This window comes from Flavobacterium sp. N2550 (assembly GCF_025947265.1).
In the GTDB taxonomy this organism is placed as follows: domain Bacteria; phylum Bacteroidota; class Bacteroidia; order Flavobacteriales; family Flavobacteriaceae; genus Flavobacterium; species Flavobacterium endophyticum.
Genome location: NZ_CP110007.1, coordinates 3,006,943 through 3,021,624, shown reverse-complemented (window position 1 = coordinate 3,021,624; position 14,682 = coordinate 3,006,943). Strand labels below are relative to the sequence as shown.

Annotated in this window: 16 protein-coding genes; 10 read left to right on the top strand and 6 right to left on the bottom strand. The window is 49.1% G+C overall.

The genetic code is table 11. From position 1 onward, the window contains the following. Positions 1–2: 2 nt before the first annotated feature. From OLM56_RS13360 to OLM56_RS13330, 7 genes are all read left to right on the top strand, one after another. The gene (locus OLM56_RS13360) at positions 3–632 is read left to right on the top strand and encodes a DUF4141 domain-containing protein (RefSeq protein WP_264527306.1); all 630 of its coding nucleotides are present in this window, start codon (positions 3–5) and stop codon (positions 630–632) included. After that, positions 633–1,637: a conjugative transposon protein TraJ gene (gene traJ / locus OLM56_RS13355; RefSeq protein WP_264527305.1), complete on the top strand. Its 1,005-nt coding sequence runs from the start codon at positions 633–635 to the stop codon at positions 1,635–1,637. It abuts the gene before it with no gap. 26 nt (positions 1,638–1,663) lie between these two features. Continuing rightward, the gene (traK, locus tag OLM56_RS13350; protein ID WP_264527304.1) at positions 1,664–2,293 is read left to right on the top strand and encodes a conjugative transposon protein TraK; all 630 of its coding nucleotides are present in this window, start codon (positions 1,664–1,666) and stop codon (positions 2,291–2,293) included. 235 nt (positions 2,294–2,528) lie between these two features. Next, entirely contained in the window at positions 2,529–3,737 is a 1,209-nt protein-coding gene (traM, locus tag OLM56_RS13345) for a conjugative transposon protein TraM (protein ID WP_264527303.1), read from the top strand. A 22-nt stretch (positions 3,738–3,759) separates the two neighbouring features. Further along, positions 3,760–4,659: a conjugative transposon protein TraN gene (traN, locus tag OLM56_RS13340; RefSeq protein ID WP_264527302.1), complete on the top strand. Its 900-nt coding sequence runs from the start codon at positions 3,760–3,762 to the stop codon at positions 4,657–4,659. Positions 4,660–4,663: 4 nt separating this feature from the next. After that, entirely contained in the window at positions 4,664–5,236 is a 573-nt protein-coding gene (locus OLM56_RS13335) for a conjugal transfer protein TraO (RefSeq protein WP_264527301.1), read from the top strand. A 5-nt stretch (positions 5,237–5,241) separates the two neighbouring features. Further along, positions 5,242–5,676 carry a DUF3872 domain-containing protein gene (locus tag OLM56_RS13330; RefSeq protein ID WP_264527300.1) on the top strand — a complete coding sequence of 145 codons (435 nt, stop codon included), beginning with the start codon at positions 5,242–5,244 and terminating at the stop codon, positions 5,674–5,676. 239 nt (positions 5,677–5,915) lie between these two features. Here the strand turns inward: OLM56_RS13330 and OLM56_RS13325 are convergent, their stop codons facing one another. Next, the gene (locus tag OLM56_RS13325; protein ID WP_264527299.1) at positions 5,916–6,419 is read right to left on the bottom strand and encodes a hypothetical protein; all 504 of its coding nucleotides are present in this window, start codon (positions 6,417–6,419) and stop codon (positions 5,916–5,918) included. Between the two features lie 59 nt (positions 6,420–6,478). Then, positions 6,479–7,522, bottom strand: a complete 1,044-nt coding sequence (locus tag OLM56_RS13320; RefSeq protein ID WP_264527298.1) for a DUF932 domain-containing protein — start codon at positions 7,520–7,522, stop codon at positions 6,479–6,481. Positions 7,523–7,992: 470 nt separating this feature from the next. Between OLM56_RS13320 and OLM56_RS13315 the strand changes: the two genes are divergently transcribed. Then, entirely contained in the window at positions 7,993–8,319 is a 327-nt protein-coding gene (locus tag OLM56_RS13315; RefSeq protein ID WP_264527297.1) for a helix-turn-helix domain-containing protein, read from the top strand. Positions 8,320–8,326: 7 nt separating this feature from the next. Here the strand turns inward: OLM56_RS13315 and OLM56_RS13310 are convergent, their stop codons facing one another. The 3 genes from OLM56_RS13310 to mnmE form a co-directional block, all read right to left on the bottom strand. After that, a complete protein-coding gene (locus OLM56_RS13310; RefSeq protein ID WP_264527296.1) occupies positions 8,327–9,463 on the bottom strand; it encodes a site-specific integrase in 1,137 nt (378 codons plus the stop codon). Next, on the bottom strand, positions 9,460–10,023 hold the full coding sequence (locus OLM56_RS13305; RefSeq protein ID WP_264527295.1) for a helix-turn-helix domain-containing protein: 564 nt from the start codon (positions 10,021–10,023) through the stop codon (positions 9,460–9,462). The genes OLM56_RS13310 and OLM56_RS13305 overlap by 4 nt, the downstream gene beginning before the upstream one ends. Before the next feature lie 242 nt (positions 10,024–10,265). Next, on the bottom strand, positions 10,266–11,681 hold the full coding sequence (gene mnmE, locus OLM56_RS13300; RefSeq protein ID WP_121377616.1) for a tRNA uridine-5-carboxymethylaminomethyl(34) synthesis GTPase MnmE: 1,416 nt from the start codon (positions 11,679–11,681) through the stop codon (positions 10,266–10,268). A 143-nt stretch (positions 11,682–11,824) separates the two neighbouring features. Between mnmE and OLM56_RS13295 the strand changes: the two genes are divergently transcribed. Then, positions 11,825–12,673, top strand: coding sequence for a universal stress protein (locus OLM56_RS13295; RefSeq protein WP_264527294.1), 849 nt, complete (start codon positions 11,825–11,827; stop codon positions 12,671–12,673). A gap of 11 nt (positions 12,674–12,684) precedes the next feature. Beyond that, positions 12,685–14,055, top strand: coding sequence for an NAD-dependent succinate-semialdehyde dehydrogenase (locus OLM56_RS13290; protein WP_264527293.1), 1,371 nt, complete (start codon positions 12,685–12,687; stop codon positions 14,053–14,055). 79 nt (positions 14,056–14,134) lie between these two features. Here OLM56_RS13290 and OLM56_RS13285 read toward each other — a convergent pair whose 3' ends face one another. Continuing rightward, complete coding sequence (locus tag OLM56_RS13285; RefSeq protein ID WP_264527292.1) at positions 14,135–14,674, bottom strand: hypothetical protein; 540 nt, start codon at positions 14,672–14,674, stop codon at positions 14,135–14,137. Between the last annotated feature and the right edge of the window lie 8 nt (positions 14,675–14,682).

The window sequence follows — 14,682 nt, the reverse complement described above, 5'->3', positions numbered from 1 at the left end:
ATATGAAAAACCTCATTCTAACTATCGGGGCCTGGGCCTGCGTTGCCCTTGCCCCGACCCGCGCACAATGGGTGGTCAGCGATCCCACCAACCTGGCCCAGGGCATTGTCAATACGGCCCAGGAGATCGTCCATACCTCTGCCACGGCCAGCAGCATGCTGGACAATTTCAAGGAAGTGCAGAAGGTATACAACCAGGGAAAGGAATACTACGATGCCTTGAAGGCCGTGAACAACCTTGTCAAGGACGCCAGGAAAGTACAGGAGACCGTGCTGATGGTCGGGGACATCTCCGAGCTGTACGTCAGCAATTTCGGGAAGATGCTCAACGATCCCAATTTTTCCGCCACCGAGCTCAGCGCCATCGGCAACGGCTATGCCAGGCTGCTCAACGAGAGCACGGGATTACTGAACGACCTGAGGCAGATCGTCAATGCCTCGAGCCTTTCGCTCAACGACAAAGAGCGCATGGATGTGATCGACAGGGTTCACGGCCAGGTCAAGAACTACTACAACCTGGTGCGCTACTATACCAACAAGAACATCTCGGTAAGCTTCATCAGGGCCAAGAAGAAGAACGATACCAGGCGCGTGCTGGAACTCTACGGCACGCCTGACCAAAAATACTGGTAGATGGTACTGCAAGCAGATTTCAGCAGCCTGCACGAGGTATTGCGCTCGTTGTACGACGACATGATGCCGCTCTCTGCGGAGATGGCAGTGGTGGCCAAGGGGCTTGGCGGGCTAGGTGCGCTTTTCTTCATGGCCCTGAAGGTATGGCAGGCGCTGGGCAGGGCGGAGCCGATCGACGTCTATCCGCTGCTGCGACCCTTCGCACTGGGACTGTGCATCATGTTCTTTCCCACGATGGTCCTGGGGACCATCAATGCCGTGCTGAGCCCGATCGTAACCGGCACTCACGGGATACTGGAGGGCCAGGTGCTGGACCTCAATGCGCTGCAGGCGCAGAAGGACCGCCTGGAATACGAGGCCATGCTGCGCAATCCCGAGACCGCCTACCTGGTCTCGGACGAGGAATTCGACCGCCAGCTCAACGAGCTGGGCTGGTCGCCCTCGGACCTGGCCACCATGTCGGGCATGTACCTGGAGCGCGGCATGTTCCAGCTGGAAAAAAGCATGAAGGACGGGTTCAGGGAACTGCTGGAGATCCTGTTCCAGTCCGCCGCCCTGGTCATCGACACCATACGCACCTTCTTTTTGATAGTGCTCTCGATACTGGGGCCGATCGCCTTTGCCATCAGCATCTGGGACGGTTTCCAGTCCACCCTGACGCAATGGCTGACCCGTTATATCTCAGTCTATCTCTGGCTGCCGGTGGCCGACCTGTTCAGTTCCATGCTGGCCAGGATCCAGTCCCTGATATTGCAGCAGGACATCGAGAACCTCTCGGACCCGGCCTTCATTCCCGATACCTCCAATACGGTCTATATCATCTTCATGATCATCGGCATCATCGGCTACTTCACGATCCCAACAGTGACCGGATGGGTCATCCAGGCAGGAGGGATGGGGAACTTCAACCGCAATGTGAACCAGACGGCCCAGAAGGTGGGCAACATTGCAGGGGCGGGAGCGGGAAGCGCGGCCGGCAATATCAGCGGGCAGCTATTGAAATGATAACTTCAAATAAACTCCTATAAACTATGGAATTCAAGACACTAAGGAATATCGAGAACAGTTTCAGGAATATAAGGCTGTATGCACTGGTGTTTGCCGTGCTGTGCTTCCTCTCTACAGGATTTGCTATCTGGAAATCCTACAGCTTTACCCAGGAGCAGCGCCAGAAGATCTATGTGCTGGACAACGGCAAATCGCTGATGCTGGCCCTGTCCCAGGACGCGTCGATCAACAGGCCCGTGGAGGCCAGGGAGCATATCCGGCGCTTCCATGAGCTCTTCTTCACCCTGGCCCCGGACAAGGATGCGATCCAGGGCAATATGAGCAGGGCCTTCAGCCTGGCAGACAAGAGCGCCTTTGACTATTACCAGGACCTTGCCGAGAAAGGCTACTACAACAGGATCATCTCGGGCAACATCCACCAGCGCATCGAGGTGGATAGCATCCGCTGTGATTTCGATAGCTATCCCTACAGGGCGGTCACCTATGCCAGGCAGCACATCATACGCTCGAGCAGCCTTACAAGGCGCAGGCTCGTCACCTCGTGCCTGCTGGTGAATTCGGTGCGCTCGGACAGCAACCCGCAGGGCTTCAGCATTGAAAAGTTCCGCATCGAGGAGAACAGCGACATGGAGGTAATACCCAGGCAGCCATGAGACCGCCAGGATCAAAAGGCCCCGCCTGGGACCAGCGGCTGGATGAGCGCTGGAGGTCCCTGCCAAGGGCGGCCCAGCGCAGGTGGGTTTGGTGCAGCTTTGTGCTGTACCTGGTGATGGCCCTTCTGGTCTTCCTGCAGGCAAGGAAAGAAATGGGGGATAAGGAAGCCCCCGGTTACGGGACCATCCGCAATCCCATAACGGAAAATGCTAACAACCTACAAAAGAAAGAACGATGAGAGAAAACAAGGACAAGCAGCCCGATATCTTCATAAGCGAGAGCCGGGCAGGATCGCAGGACCGCACGCAGGCTCCGGCCCAGCGCAACGCAGCGATCAGGAAGTATGCAATAATAGGCCTTATGGCACTCGTATGTGCAGGCTGCCTGTACATGATCTTCGCCCCTTCGGGCAAGGAGGCTGAAAAGGAGGCGGCAGCCGGGGGGCTGAACCAGGCGGTGCCGCAGGCGATCGGCTCGGATATGCCTGCCGACAAGGGCAAGGCCTACGAGCAGGAAATGCTCCAGCAGCGCAATGAGGAAAAGAAAAGGGCCGTGACCACACTGTCGGATTACTGGGAGGAAAAGGAGCCCGGGGACTCCGTGCACAAGGAACCAGCGGAAGCTCCCAAGCCACCAGGGCTGGAAAGCTACCGCAATGCCAGGGCGAGCCTTGGCAGCTTCTACCAGAATGATGAGGGCGCGAGTCTGAAGCAGGAGCTGGCAGGGCTGAGAAAGCAGATGGCCGAGCAATCGGCACGACCTTCCGGGGCAGGCATCCAGAACCAGCTCGCCCTCATGGAAAAGTCCTACCAGATGGCCTCGAAGTATTTCCCGGGCAACATCCAGAAGGATTCTACTCCCCAGACCGCAGGCACCAAGGAGGAACCTTTCCAGCGCGTCGATGCCGCGTCGCCGGCTGTCGTGTCAAGCCTATCCCCGCATGGCACACCTGCTGTGGCTTCTGCTGCGGCAAGGAACAGCGTAAGGGCATGCGTCCACAAGGACCAGACCGTCACACCTGGCGTTTCGGTGCAGCTCAGGCTGCTCGAGCCCGCTGCGGTAGCAGGGGTCACCGTTCCCAGTGGCAGCCTTGTAACGGCCGTTCCAAAATTTGAGGCGGGCAGGCTCCAGCTGGTGGTCAACTCGGTGATCTGCCAGGGCACAATCATACCGGTGAGCATGGCGGCCTACGATACCGACGGGCTGAAGGGGCTCAACATACCCTACAATCCCGAGGCGAACGCGCTGAGCCAGGTGGCGGGCAACATGGCCTCCTCGGGGGGGACCAGCATCATGATGACCCAGTCTGCAGGACAGCAGATGGCGGCCGACCTTAGCCGCGGGGTGGTCCAGGGCATATCCGGCTATTTCTCCAAGAAGGTAAAGATACCAAAGGTGCACCTGCCGGCTTCCTATGAGCTGCTGCTGGTATCAAAAAAATAACAACAATCAAACAGTAAAAATCATGAAGAATCTGATCAAGAATGCGGCCATGCTGATGGCCCTGCTGGGAGGCATGCATGCCTCCCATGCCCAAAATTACAAAAATGCAGGCTCCGCCCTGGAAATGGGCAGCGTGGAGGCGCTGCAGATGGAGGTCACCTACGACAAGACCAGCCATATCATCTTTCCCGCCGGGATACGGTATGTCGACCTTGGCAGCGGCAACCTTTCCGCGGGCAAGGCTGAGGATGCTGGCAACGTGCTGCGCATCAAGGCGGCCACGAAGGATTTTGAGGGCGAGACCAATTTTTCGGTCATCACCGAGGACGGGAAGTTCTACACCTTCGATGTGTGCTACAATCCCGCCCCGGAGGTGCTCGGCTATGACCTGCTCAAGATGCGAACCGGCCATGGGAGGATAGCCAGCGACAGGGTGCTCTTCGAGGACCTGGGCAGCAGCCCTCCAACCTTAGCAGGACTGCTCATGGAGACCATATTCACAAAGGACAAAAGAAGTGTAAAGCACCTCGGGTCCAAGGGCTACGGCATAAGGTTTGCCATCAAGGGCCTCTATGTCCACCAGGGGAAATACTATTTTCATACCGAGATCCATAACAGTACCGGGAGCCCCTTCAGGGTCGACTTTTTGAGTTTCAGGGTGGCCGACAAGAAGGTGGGCAGGCGTGCCGTGGCACAGGACCGCCCGCTTGTTCCCCTTCGCAGCTACAGGCCACTGGATGATGTCAAGGGCCACACGCATGAGGCCAACGTCTTCCTGCTGGACCATTTTACCCTGTCGAACGACAAGGAGCTGATTATCGAGGTCTTTGAAAAGCACGGGAACAGGAACCAGGCCATCCATGTGGAGTATTCCGACCTGCTCAGGGCAAGGGAACTTGACGGGATCCATCTAAAGTACTGAGGCCATGCAAGGAGTATACAGATACTTTATCGTGGCGCTACTGGCCGTAATGGCCTGCCAAGCAGCCTGGTCCCAGCGCATGGTGGGAGGTACATTTGGTGTAGAGGCGGGTGCCGGTATGTTCGCCGTCCAGCAGCCCCTGAAAGATTTCTCATTGAACATGGCACTGGTTGCCTATACAAGTAAAGGCAATTACCAGCGCTACGGGCTGGAGTACGGACAAAGGGAGCACCGCTACCGTGGTCGGCCCCTGTCCCAACAGACCTTCATGCTTGACGCGGGATATGTCCTGCGACTTTTTGGGGATGGCTCCAGGAGCCTCTCGTTCAACGCCGGCCTGGCTGGGGCGGTGGGCTACGAATACTTTAATAAGGGGGAGGAAGTGCTGCCTGACGGCGCATTGATAATGAACCGGGACGGGCTGGTCTACGGCGTGCAGGGGCTCATGTCCCTAGAACTCTTTGTCTCGAACCGCATCGTCCTGCTCCTGCAGGGAAAAGCGCTGGCGCTATGGGGTACCTCCCAGAAGCAATTCAGGCCTTCCTCGGGAATGGGCATACGCATTAACCTAAACTGACTGTCATGAAGAAGATTTATATGCTATTCTGCAGGATGGCCGCAGCCGGCTGCCTTGTTATCCTTCCGGTTGCAATTGTCGGCTGCGGAAGCGGGGAGCTGGAGATACGCCAGGACTTTCCCTTTGCCGTCTCGGTGATGCCGGTCCCGCAGGCCATTGGGTTGAGAGAAAGGATTGAGATAAGGCTCGTGATCGAGCCTGAGCAGACCTTTGGCGAAACGAGGTACTTTATCAGGTATTTCCAATACGAGGGGGCGGGAAGCCTCCAGTATTACGACGAGCCGCCGTACCTGCCCAACGACCTGTATCCGCTTCAGGAGAGAAACTTCAGGCTGTACTATACCTCGGAATCATCGGTGAAACAGTCCTTCAGGGTATGGATATCCGACACTTTCGGCAACGAGCGGGAGCTGGAATTTGAATTCAGCAGCAGCGACTAGCCTGCCGCAGGTCCGGTACAGGTACTGAAATGGTAAACGCGGGGCTTACCCGTACCATAACGCAACCGCCCTGGGCGCACAGCATTTTGGCTGGATGTCCGGGGTGGTTGCTTCATTTCCCAGCGGCGCGAGGCTTTCCCGAGGGATGGAGGGAGTGCCTTGCGCCGAAGGTATCTGGCCGGTCAGCCGGGCTTTGCATAAGTAGAGGCCCGGCTTGTGGCCGGGCCTTTTTTTTCCTGTTAAAGGCTTTCATCCACCTGCACGTCGATATCGTTTACAGCCATCTTGCGCTCCAGCAGGGTCTCCAGTATCTCGCAGCTGCTTTCGTAGGCCTCGCCTTCGAAAAGGTACGTGTCCTGCTCCTCATCATACTCGTAGGCGTTGAAATCTGCCCCGTCAAGACAGGTATCGCTCAGCACGCCATCGGCAAAGGTTGCCTTTCCGAATACCATGCAGCCGCTTTCCTCATAGTCCTGTACAAAGCCAGCATTGTGCTGTCTTGCGATGGCTACGAGGGCCTCGGTATTTGGCGCCCACTTGGTCTCGTATTGGAATACGCCCGGGTTGTCCTGCTCGAAATAGATATTGAAGAAATGCCTGTCGTCAGGGCCCGCGAACTCGGGCAGCTGCCCGTGTCCTGTTTTCTCTTCTCGCGCCTTCATAGCGCTGAAGAGCTCTTGTATATTGCTGAGGGTCTTCTCATCTCCCTGAAAAATTACCCAGTTGCTGCACCAGTTTGCCATTGCTTAAAATTTTTAGGATTCGGGCACTTTGCCTGAGCAATGCCCGAACAGGTTTATAGTCAGTTCAGTATTGCGCTTCCGTTCTCGGCAAAGCCTGCGCACAAATCAAAGGCCTTCTGGCCCTTGGCCTGCGCCGTTCCGCCCAGTACGATGTTCTGCAGCTTCGCCTCCTCATTCTTGTACTTGCGCACGTTCTGGAAATAGCCCGTTACGGCATTGTATGCGCCGAATAGCGTGCCCTTGGTAGTATCCATCTGCTGGGAATCGCTCACCATGGCATAGGCAAAGGCATCATCCACCGTATTTTTGAATATGGCCGAGTTCTCGTCGGCATTGCCGCTTTTCAGGTTTTCCAGTGTTGCCTGATTGGGGCAGAGTGCCACCTCCAGTATTTTCCTCAGTTCCCCGTCGGTCACCTTCACCTTGGCCCAGTGGTTGAAGATGCCTTCAAGCCTTGAGCCGAAACTGTCGGCAAGGCCCATGACCTTGTGCGCATTTTCAAGGTGCTGTTTTGCTCCTGAGGTGTGCTTGATGCGTACCACGTTGCTCATCTGTTTCAGTGAGGCGTTCAGGGTATTCTGGCACACAATCCTGATAGGGGTGAAGGCCGCCGTAATGCTGCCGCTGCCGTCGTGTGATGTGGTCAGGAAGATGTATTTTTCGGTGACATCGTCACCGTTGCCAACCCTGATATAATCGGGCAGCTTGGCGATGATAAAAATCCTCTCGCCCCTTCCCAGTGCTCCTGCAGTCTCGTACAGTATGCCGTCATTCCCGCCGACAATTGCGTCAAAGAAAGAGAACGCCTCGCGGTTCTGCACAATCTGGTAGTCCTTGCCCACCACGTCAAATGCCTGGTTGGTGTCGCTGCGGTAGGTCCCGAAACGCTCGGGTATCTCGATATCCGTGCCCGCTATGGGCGTGCCTTCCCTGATTACTACAGGCTTCTTAAGCACCTCGTAGTCAAGGCCCGCATGCTTTATGGCTTCCTCGCTGGTCGGATAGTCGCTTACAATCTGGCCCAGTCCGTGCCATGCCTTCTGCTGGACGCTAAAGAAAGAGTAGCGTCCCGTGTTCTCGTTGAAATTGAGGTTGTGTCCCATGATTCCTAAATTTAAGATTAAACAAATTCCCACTTTCCAGATTCCCCAGCTCGCTGCGCTTCGCATTACCTTTTCCAAAAGAAAAAACGGGAAAAAAGAAAGCAGATAAACAGTGCGGAAGGAGCAGGCGGCCAAAAGGAAACGGAATAAGTCCCACAGGGTGGTTTGCGAGCATGGGAGCAAATCATTATGCCGTAGTCTTTTGGCTGACAACCGGCGAGGGACGCAATAAATTAGCTGCCTTTTTATCCGTTTTGTATTGGAAAGGTTTGACAAGGCTTGCCTCCCTAAAGCAGTTTTTCAATGCTGTAAATAATGAATACCTTTCAATATATCATCTCAATATATCGTACTGCCATACCTAACGGCTGACCAATGTGATGACATGGGATGCCAATCCAGACCCATAGAAGCCAATGCAATAAAATCATGTCGTTTTACTTTAAATTACATGATTCAATTACTTGAATATGAAGACTTTTAAAAAGAAGATTCTGTATGAGAAGATTGATGAAATCTTTCGAAGGATCGAAAGGATAGAGCAGCATCTGAAGCCAGGCGTCGGAAGTATAAAGACGGACGAGCCCATAAATGTGCATGAGGCTTCAAAGCTCGTCCATCTTTCGGTTGCGACCATCTATTCCAAGGTGAGCAGGAACGAGATACCTGTCAACAAGGTAGGCAAGAAGCTGTACTTCTACCGCTCCGAACTTGAGGACTGGATCAGGTCCGGCAGGATCAGGACCGGCCTTGAGATCCGAAGGGAAGTCGAGGGAAAATTCCGGTCAGCGGAATGACCGGCTGTCAGAATGAAATCTTATTGGCCGCCTCCTTTTTTTTCTCATCTACCAGCTTGGTGTAGACCTGTGTGGTCTTGATGCTTTTGTGTCCCAGCATCTTGGATACCGTAAATATATCTGTTCCGGCAGCAAGCTGCAAGGTCGCGTAGGTATGGCGGAAGCAGTGAAAGGTAATGTGCTTTGTGATGCCGGCGTGCAGGAGCCAAACCGGGAGGTGCCTGTAGACATCCCATTTCTGAAGTCCCTGGAATACGATGTCCTTTTTTCCACCGGGAATTCCAAGCAGCATGCGTGCCTGATCGGAGATCGGCATGTTTTCCGCGTGCTCGGTCTTTTCCTGGCGGAACCTGATATAGGTGTCCGCACCGTACTGCTGGACATCGCCCCAGGTGAGTTTCTCTATATCCGAATAGCGCAGGCCGGTGAGGATGGAGAACAGGCTTGCCCTTCCTACGATATCATTCTCGCAGGGCGTCCTGGAAAGGGCACCGGCCTCTTCAAGGGTCAGGTAGTTCCGCATTGATTCCGACTCTGTAATGCCGTTTACGGCCGCATTCACATCACTTGCAAGTATCTGTTCCTTGTAGGCTTTTCTTAGCGTAGCCTTCACTTTATTGAAGTAGGACAAGGCGGTATTTCTTGAAAGCCTCTTTCCCGTGTCCCTCATACTTTTTGCCTTGAGCAGGTGCTCCTTGTAATCTTCCACCAGGTCTGCATTGATGTCCCTGAACCTGAAATCGCGCCCATCTGCAAACTTTTCAAAGTGCGCGATGCTGCTGTCCCATATCAGCTTGTTCGGACCTTCCCTGTACTCCGCCTGCTTCTTGAAATATTTGACAAATGAGCCCTCAAGTACCTTGTCCTTCCTAATCTGCTCGATCTCGAAGGGGGTGTAGATGAATTCCTTGTTGACCTCGTTCTGCCTTTTTGTGCACATGAGCTCTGCCGTGTGCATGTTCTCTATGTTTGTATTCTTTTCGAACTGATTCCTGGGCTTTGCAATAAGGTGGATACGCAGGAATTCGCGACGGGAATACGTTCCGGTGGCGGTATTGAAGTAGGGCGGATAGAAATCCAAATACAGCGACAGCCTTCCTTTTGACATTGTTTTCTTTCTCAGTGTTACCTTTATCCTTTTCATAATCCATCAGCATTAAAGATTGAATGAATCTCCTCTTTTGCAACATAGGTGTATCTTCCTACCGCATATTTGGCAATGCCGTAGCGTTGCAACAGGTTGTAAAGGGCAGCGGGCGATATTCCATGGCGCTGCTGAATCTCCGATATCGTATAGCAGTTGTTCAGGCCGGGGAACTCCTTTACAGGTGTAAATAATTGTACCTCTGCAGGCAGCTCGAAAAAGCTTTCGAGGTCACTTTTTTTAAGTACGGTACGGCTGCCAAATTTTCCAATATTCAGACATCCTTTGTTAACTAACCGGTAAATTGTCCTCCTGCTTATTCCGAGTAATACCGAGGCCTGACCAACATTTAGGAACTCCATGGCCTTAATCGTGTGCAAATCGTGGTTTGCACTATTTTCAGTTTCGACCATGACTTTTTCAATCTTTTTTTGACGCCCATTGGCCTTGTAAGCCTTGCGGTTACAGGTGTGGGAACAAAATCGGGTTTTAAATGTCTTGGCCGTAAAGCGGTTTTTACAAAACTCGCAAATTTTTGGAACGCTCAAGTTTGAACTCATTTTGTGACTGTTTATGTCCCTCAGTGTCTACATGTGCCTCTGTGTGTCAGCGTGTGCCATAATCTCTCCCAAGATTTGTACCTCGAAAAAAAAATAATTTTGAGGTACAAATGGGGTACAAATCTGATACAAAAAACGCAAACCAATGCAAAATATCGCAAAAATTAAAAACCAGCTAAAATGCTGTTTTTCAAGCTTTTTAACTGGTTTTGTTTGTGATGTTATGTGTTTTTTATACCTCTCTATTTGCCGATGCAGAAGTTAGCAAAAATATTTCCTAAGAGCTCATCATTAGTTACTTGCCCGGTTATTTCTCCAAAATAATACAAAGCCTGGCGGATATCGATTGCCATCAGGTCGCTTGAAATTCCAGTTTGCAGCCCGAATTTGACTTTTTGGATTTCTTCCAGCGCTTTTAACAAGGAATCATAATGCCTTGTATTGGTCACGATAGTCTCGTTATTTCGCAGGGCGCCTGTATTCACAAAGGAAAGTAGCTGATTTTTTAAGTCTTCAATATTTGTATTTTCTTTAGCAGAAATTAAAAGAATTTCAGGGATTTCAGATTTTAAATTTTCGATTTGAGATTCAGTCAGCATATCAGCTTTATTTCCAATAATGACTAAAGGTTTTAACGGAAACTGATTTCTTATCTTTTCAACTTCAATTTTTATAGTATGCAGCCTGCTATTTTCTGAGGTCTGAAGTCTGAAATCCGAAATCTGGGAACTGTCCAAAAGATAAACGACAACTTGTGCCTGTTCAATCTTTTCAAAAGTTTTTTTGATACCGATACTTTCCACAATATCTGCAGTTTCTCGGATTCCAGCCGTATCGATAAATCGAAAGCCGATACCGTTAATTACAAGCTCGTCTTCAATCGTGTCACGTGTTGTTCCTGCAATTTCAGAAACGATAGCACGTTCTTCGTTCAGCAAAGCATTCAAAAGGGTTGATTTCCCAACGTTTGGTTCGCCGACAATCGCAACAGGAATACCATTTTTAATCACATTACCGACTGCAAACGAGTCGATAAGTCGTTTTAAAACGAATTCGATGCGTTCCAAGAGCTCATGAAATTGCGTACGATCGGCAAATTCTACATCCTCTTCTGCAAAATCCAATTCCAGTTCGATTAGGGAAGCAAAATTCAGGAGTTCTTCACGGAGCTTGGCAATTTCATTAGAAAAACCACCTCGCATCTGCTGCATGGCAATCTGGTGCGAAGCTTCATTCTCTGAAGAAATAAGATCAGCTACAGCTTCTGCTTGCGATAAATCCAGTTTTCCATTAATAAAAGCGCGGAGCGTAAATTCTCCCGGTTCGGCCATTTTGCATCCTTTGCGGAGCAACAATTGAATAATCTGCTGTTGAATGTAAGTCGAGCCGTGGCATGAAATTTCAATCACATTTTCTCCCGTATAAGAATTAGGACCCTTAAAAATAGAAAGCAATACCTGGTCATATACTTTCGCGCCGTCGACGATATGCCCCAGATGGATGGTATGCGTCTTCTGTTTCAGGATGTCTTTTCCAGAAACCGACTCAAATAACGAAGCCGCAATTGTCAGTGCATCTTTTCCCGAAATCCGAATGATGGCAATCGCTCCAGCACCTGATGGAGTAGCCAAGGCAACGATAGTATCTTGTGAAAGCATATTTTTTATTTTATGCAAAGATAGCAGGAAAGTTGCTATGTGGCAAAACCACCGACAGTGTTAAATAAAAGCAAACTTCAAGCGTATGATTTTCTTTAGGCTTTACTTTTTTGTAACTTTATATGTACAAAACGACTTGTATTATGAAACGCATTCTTTTTCCAACAGATTTTTCAGAAATAGCTGATAATGCTTTTCTCTACGCGCTGAAAATGGCAGATTCGCTTGAAGCAGAGATAATGTTGCTTCATACTTTTGATATGCCAATTATCGATGGGGCTGAAATTCCGATTAATTTTAAGGAAATGTATGATTCGCTTGAGCTTCAGCAGATGGCCCATTTTCAAGATTATATTCCGAAACTTCAGAGAATAGCCGATGCTCATGGAATGGGACATATTAAAATAACACACTTACTCAAATCGGGCGATTTAACTTTTGCGATGCAAGATGCGGTGGGAGAACATAATATAAGCTTAGTGGTTATGGGAACAAGCGGCGTTTCGAATTGGTTTGACTCGCTTTTTGGTTCTCAGACAGGCGAAGCTATAACCTCACTTACAGTTCCGGTACTGAGTATTCCGATAGAAGCGAGATACAAGAAAATAAAAACAATCGCTTTTACCAATCTTTATAGAGAAAAAGATTTTGAGGCTTTGGAACGCGTAGTCGAAATTGCAGTAAAATTTAATGCCTCTATTAAAAGCTTATATGTCAAGAAATCATCTTCTACTATTTCAGATGAAGAGATTAAAATATGGGAAGGTCGCTGCAGTGCTTGGCCAGTCCAGTTTTTTGTCGTTCCTCATGACGACGTAAAAGAAACCATCCAAGATTTTATAAATAATCAGCATATCGATATGCTGACCATGCTGACGGAAAGAAGAGGTTTTTGGGAAGACTTCTTTAGTTCAAGTCTGACAAAAAAAATGTCCTATAAGATCGATATTCCAATGTTGGCACTACACGAAAGAAGTAGTACTAATGCATAAATAATTAAAAAATGGCAATCCAAACAATCAATCCCTATAACAATAAAGAAGTCAAATCTTTTGAAGAATTTTCGGCAGCAACTGTTGAGCAAAAAATAGCGCAAGCTGATCAAACGTATCAAGTTTGGAAATCGGTTCCAGTAAAAGAACGCTCCAAGCTTTTGATGAATGTGGCGTCGATATTACGCGAAAGAAAAGAAGAACTGGCAAAATTGATAACGCTCGAAATGGGAAAACTGATAGCCCAAAGCGAAGCAGAAATTGACATGTGCGCTTCGGTATATGAATATTATGCCCAAAATGCCGCTACTTTTTTAGAAGACAAACCTATTGAGGTAAAAGATGGAAAGGCATTCGTTCGATACACTCCGATAGGAATCATTCTTGCGGTCGAGCCATGGAATTATCCTTTTAATCAAGTAGCAAGGGTCGCTGCGCCGAATATTATGGCTGGAAATGTAATCATGGTGAAACATGCTTCCAACGTTCCGCAATGTGCTCAAGCCATAGAAGAAATATTTAGGCAAGCCGGTGCTAAGGAAGGAATCTATACTAATTTATTTCTTTCGAGCCCGAAAATCGCTAAAATTGCGGAAGATCCGAGAATTGTAGGTATGTCTTTGACGGGAAGCGAAAAGGCGGGTTCTAGTTTGGCTGAAGCCGCTGGAAAAAACTTAAAGAAATCGGTTTTGGAATTAGGAGGTAGCGATCCCTTCATTGTTTTAGAAGATGCTGATTTGGACAAGGCCGTACAAAATGCCGTCAAGGGAAGATTCGGCAATATGGGGCAAGCCTGTACCTCGTCTAAAAGAATTATTGTGGTAGAAGAAGTAGCTGATAAATTTCTGGAAAAGTTTAAAGAAAAGCTCACAGGGTTGAAAATAGGCGATCCTATGGAAAGAGATACTCAAGTTGGACCTTTGAGCAGTGAGGAAGCTGCCAAGAAGATTGAAGAGCAGGTAAATGAAACCGTAAAAGCAGGAGCGAAGGTCGTATTGGGAGGGAAGCGAATTGCCAGAGAAGGAGCTTTTTTTGAACCTACAATTTTAACCGATATCAAGCCAGGAATGGTAGCATATCATGAAGAAATTTTTGGACCTGTAGCTTCATTCTATAAAGTAAAGGACGAAAAAGAAGCAATTGCGTTGGCCAATGATTCTACTTTTGGATTAGGCGGTTCTGTCTTTAGCCAAAATATTGACAGGGCAATCGAAGTTGCCAGCCAGATTGAAACGGGAATGATTTTTATCAACGAACATGCAGCATCTCGTCCGGATTTGCCTTTTGGCGGAACCAAACGCTCGGGGTATGGCAGGGAATTGTCAGAATTAGGAATTGAAGAGTTCGTTAATAAAAAGCTTATCCGCATCAGCGACAAATAATTTTTAGCTTACCTATAAATAAAAAACCGTAGCTCAAAGAGACTACGGTAATTTTTTGGTATAAAGGGTTGGTTGTAGCTTATTCGGTACTGCTCAAGTCAGTAAATAATCCGTTGTATTTTCCTGTAAAAGTCTGGCCATCAGCTCTTGTAAACGAGAATGTAAGGTCAACTTTAGTTTCTGTAACAGAATTGATGGTAACCGTTTTCTCAGTTGCTGTCAGCCCAGGGTCTGAACTTTTTAGCAAGAAAGTACCGTTTGTATACGTGAAATCTTCATCTTCTGCATTTTGTACAAAAGCGCCACCTGTTTCAATAGAATAGTTAGGAATATCGGTTAAAGTTCCTGGTTCCAAATTGACACCATTAAAATCAAAATAGACTTTAGATATGTTCGATACGGCAGTAGAATCGCTCAGGTTTACATTTGAAAGCACTATAGAAATGGTACTCGGATTTTCATCTACAATATTGTCATCCGTAACAAAAGCATTGTTCAAAACATGAAAAGCTCCGTTAAAAGTAAATCCGTTTTCACCTAAAGTTCTTCCGTCGTCATCTGAACAAGACAGAAAAAGAAAAACCGCTAAAAAAGGAAATACTTTGATGATATTGCGCATAAAAAAGA

What these genes read in the sequence shown, in the direction of transcription:
- OLM56_RS13305 (WP_264527295.1), bottom strand. Translation starts at nt 10,023, where the DNA reads ATGAGTTCAAACTTGAGCGTTCCAAAAATTTGCGAGTTTTGTAAAAAC.
- OLM56_RS13320 (WP_264527298.1), bottom strand. Translation starts at nt 7,522, where the DNA reads ATGGGACACAACCTCAATTTCAACGAGAACACGGGACGCTACTCTTTC.
- OLM56_RS13315 (WP_264527297.1), top strand. Translation starts at nt 7,993, where the DNA reads ATGAAGACTTTTAAAAAGAAGATTCTGTATGAGAAGATTGATGAAATC.
- traN (WP_264527302.1), top strand. Translation starts at nt 3,760, where the DNA reads ATGAAGAATCTGATCAAGAATGCGGCCATGCTGATGGCCCTGCTGGGA.
- OLM56_RS13295 (WP_264527294.1), top strand. Translation starts at nt 11,825, where the DNA reads ATGAAACGCATTCTTTTTCCAACAGATTTTTCAGAAATAGCTGATAAT.
- OLM56_RS13330 (WP_264527300.1), top strand. Translation starts at nt 5,242, where the DNA reads ATGAAGAAGATTTATATGCTATTCTGCAGGATGGCCGCAGCCGGCTGC.
- traM (WP_264527303.1), top strand. Translation starts at nt 2,529, where the DNA reads ATGAGAGAAAACAAGGACAAGCAGCCCGATATCTTCATAAGCGAGAGC.
- OLM56_RS13335 (WP_264527301.1), top strand. Translation starts at nt 4,664, where the DNA reads ATGCAAGGAGTATACAGATACTTTATCGTGGCGCTACTGGCCGTAATG.
- traK (WP_264527304.1), top strand. Translation starts at nt 1,664, where the DNA reads ATGGAATTCAAGACACTAAGGAATATCGAGAACAGTTTCAGGAATATA.
- OLM56_RS13290 (WP_264527293.1), top strand. Translation starts at nt 12,685, where the DNA reads ATGGCAATCCAAACAATCAATCCCTATAACAATAAAGAAGTCAAATCT.
- OLM56_RS13285 (WP_264527292.1), bottom strand. Translation starts at nt 14,674, where the DNA reads ATGCGCAATATCATCAAAGTATTTCCTTTTTTAGCGGTTTTTCTTTTT.
- OLM56_RS13310 (WP_264527296.1), bottom strand. Translation starts at nt 9,463, where the DNA reads ATGAAAAGGATAAAGGTAACACTGAGAAAGAAAACAATGTCAAAAGGA.
- traJ (WP_264527305.1), top strand. Translation starts at nt 633, where the DNA reads ATGGTACTGCAAGCAGATTTCAGCAGCCTGCACGAGGTATTGCGCTCG.
- mnmE (WP_121377616.1), bottom strand. Translation starts at nt 11,681, where the DNA reads ATGCTTTCACAAGATACTATCGTTGCCTTGGCTACTCCATCAGGTGCT.
- OLM56_RS13325 (WP_264527299.1), bottom strand. Translation starts at nt 6,419, where the DNA reads ATGGCAAACTGGTGCAGCAACTGGGTAATTTTTCAGGGAGATGAGAAG.
- OLM56_RS13360 (WP_264527306.1), top strand. Translation starts at nt 3, where the DNA reads ATGAAAAACCTCATTCTAACTATCGGGGCCTGGGCCTGCGTTGCCCTT.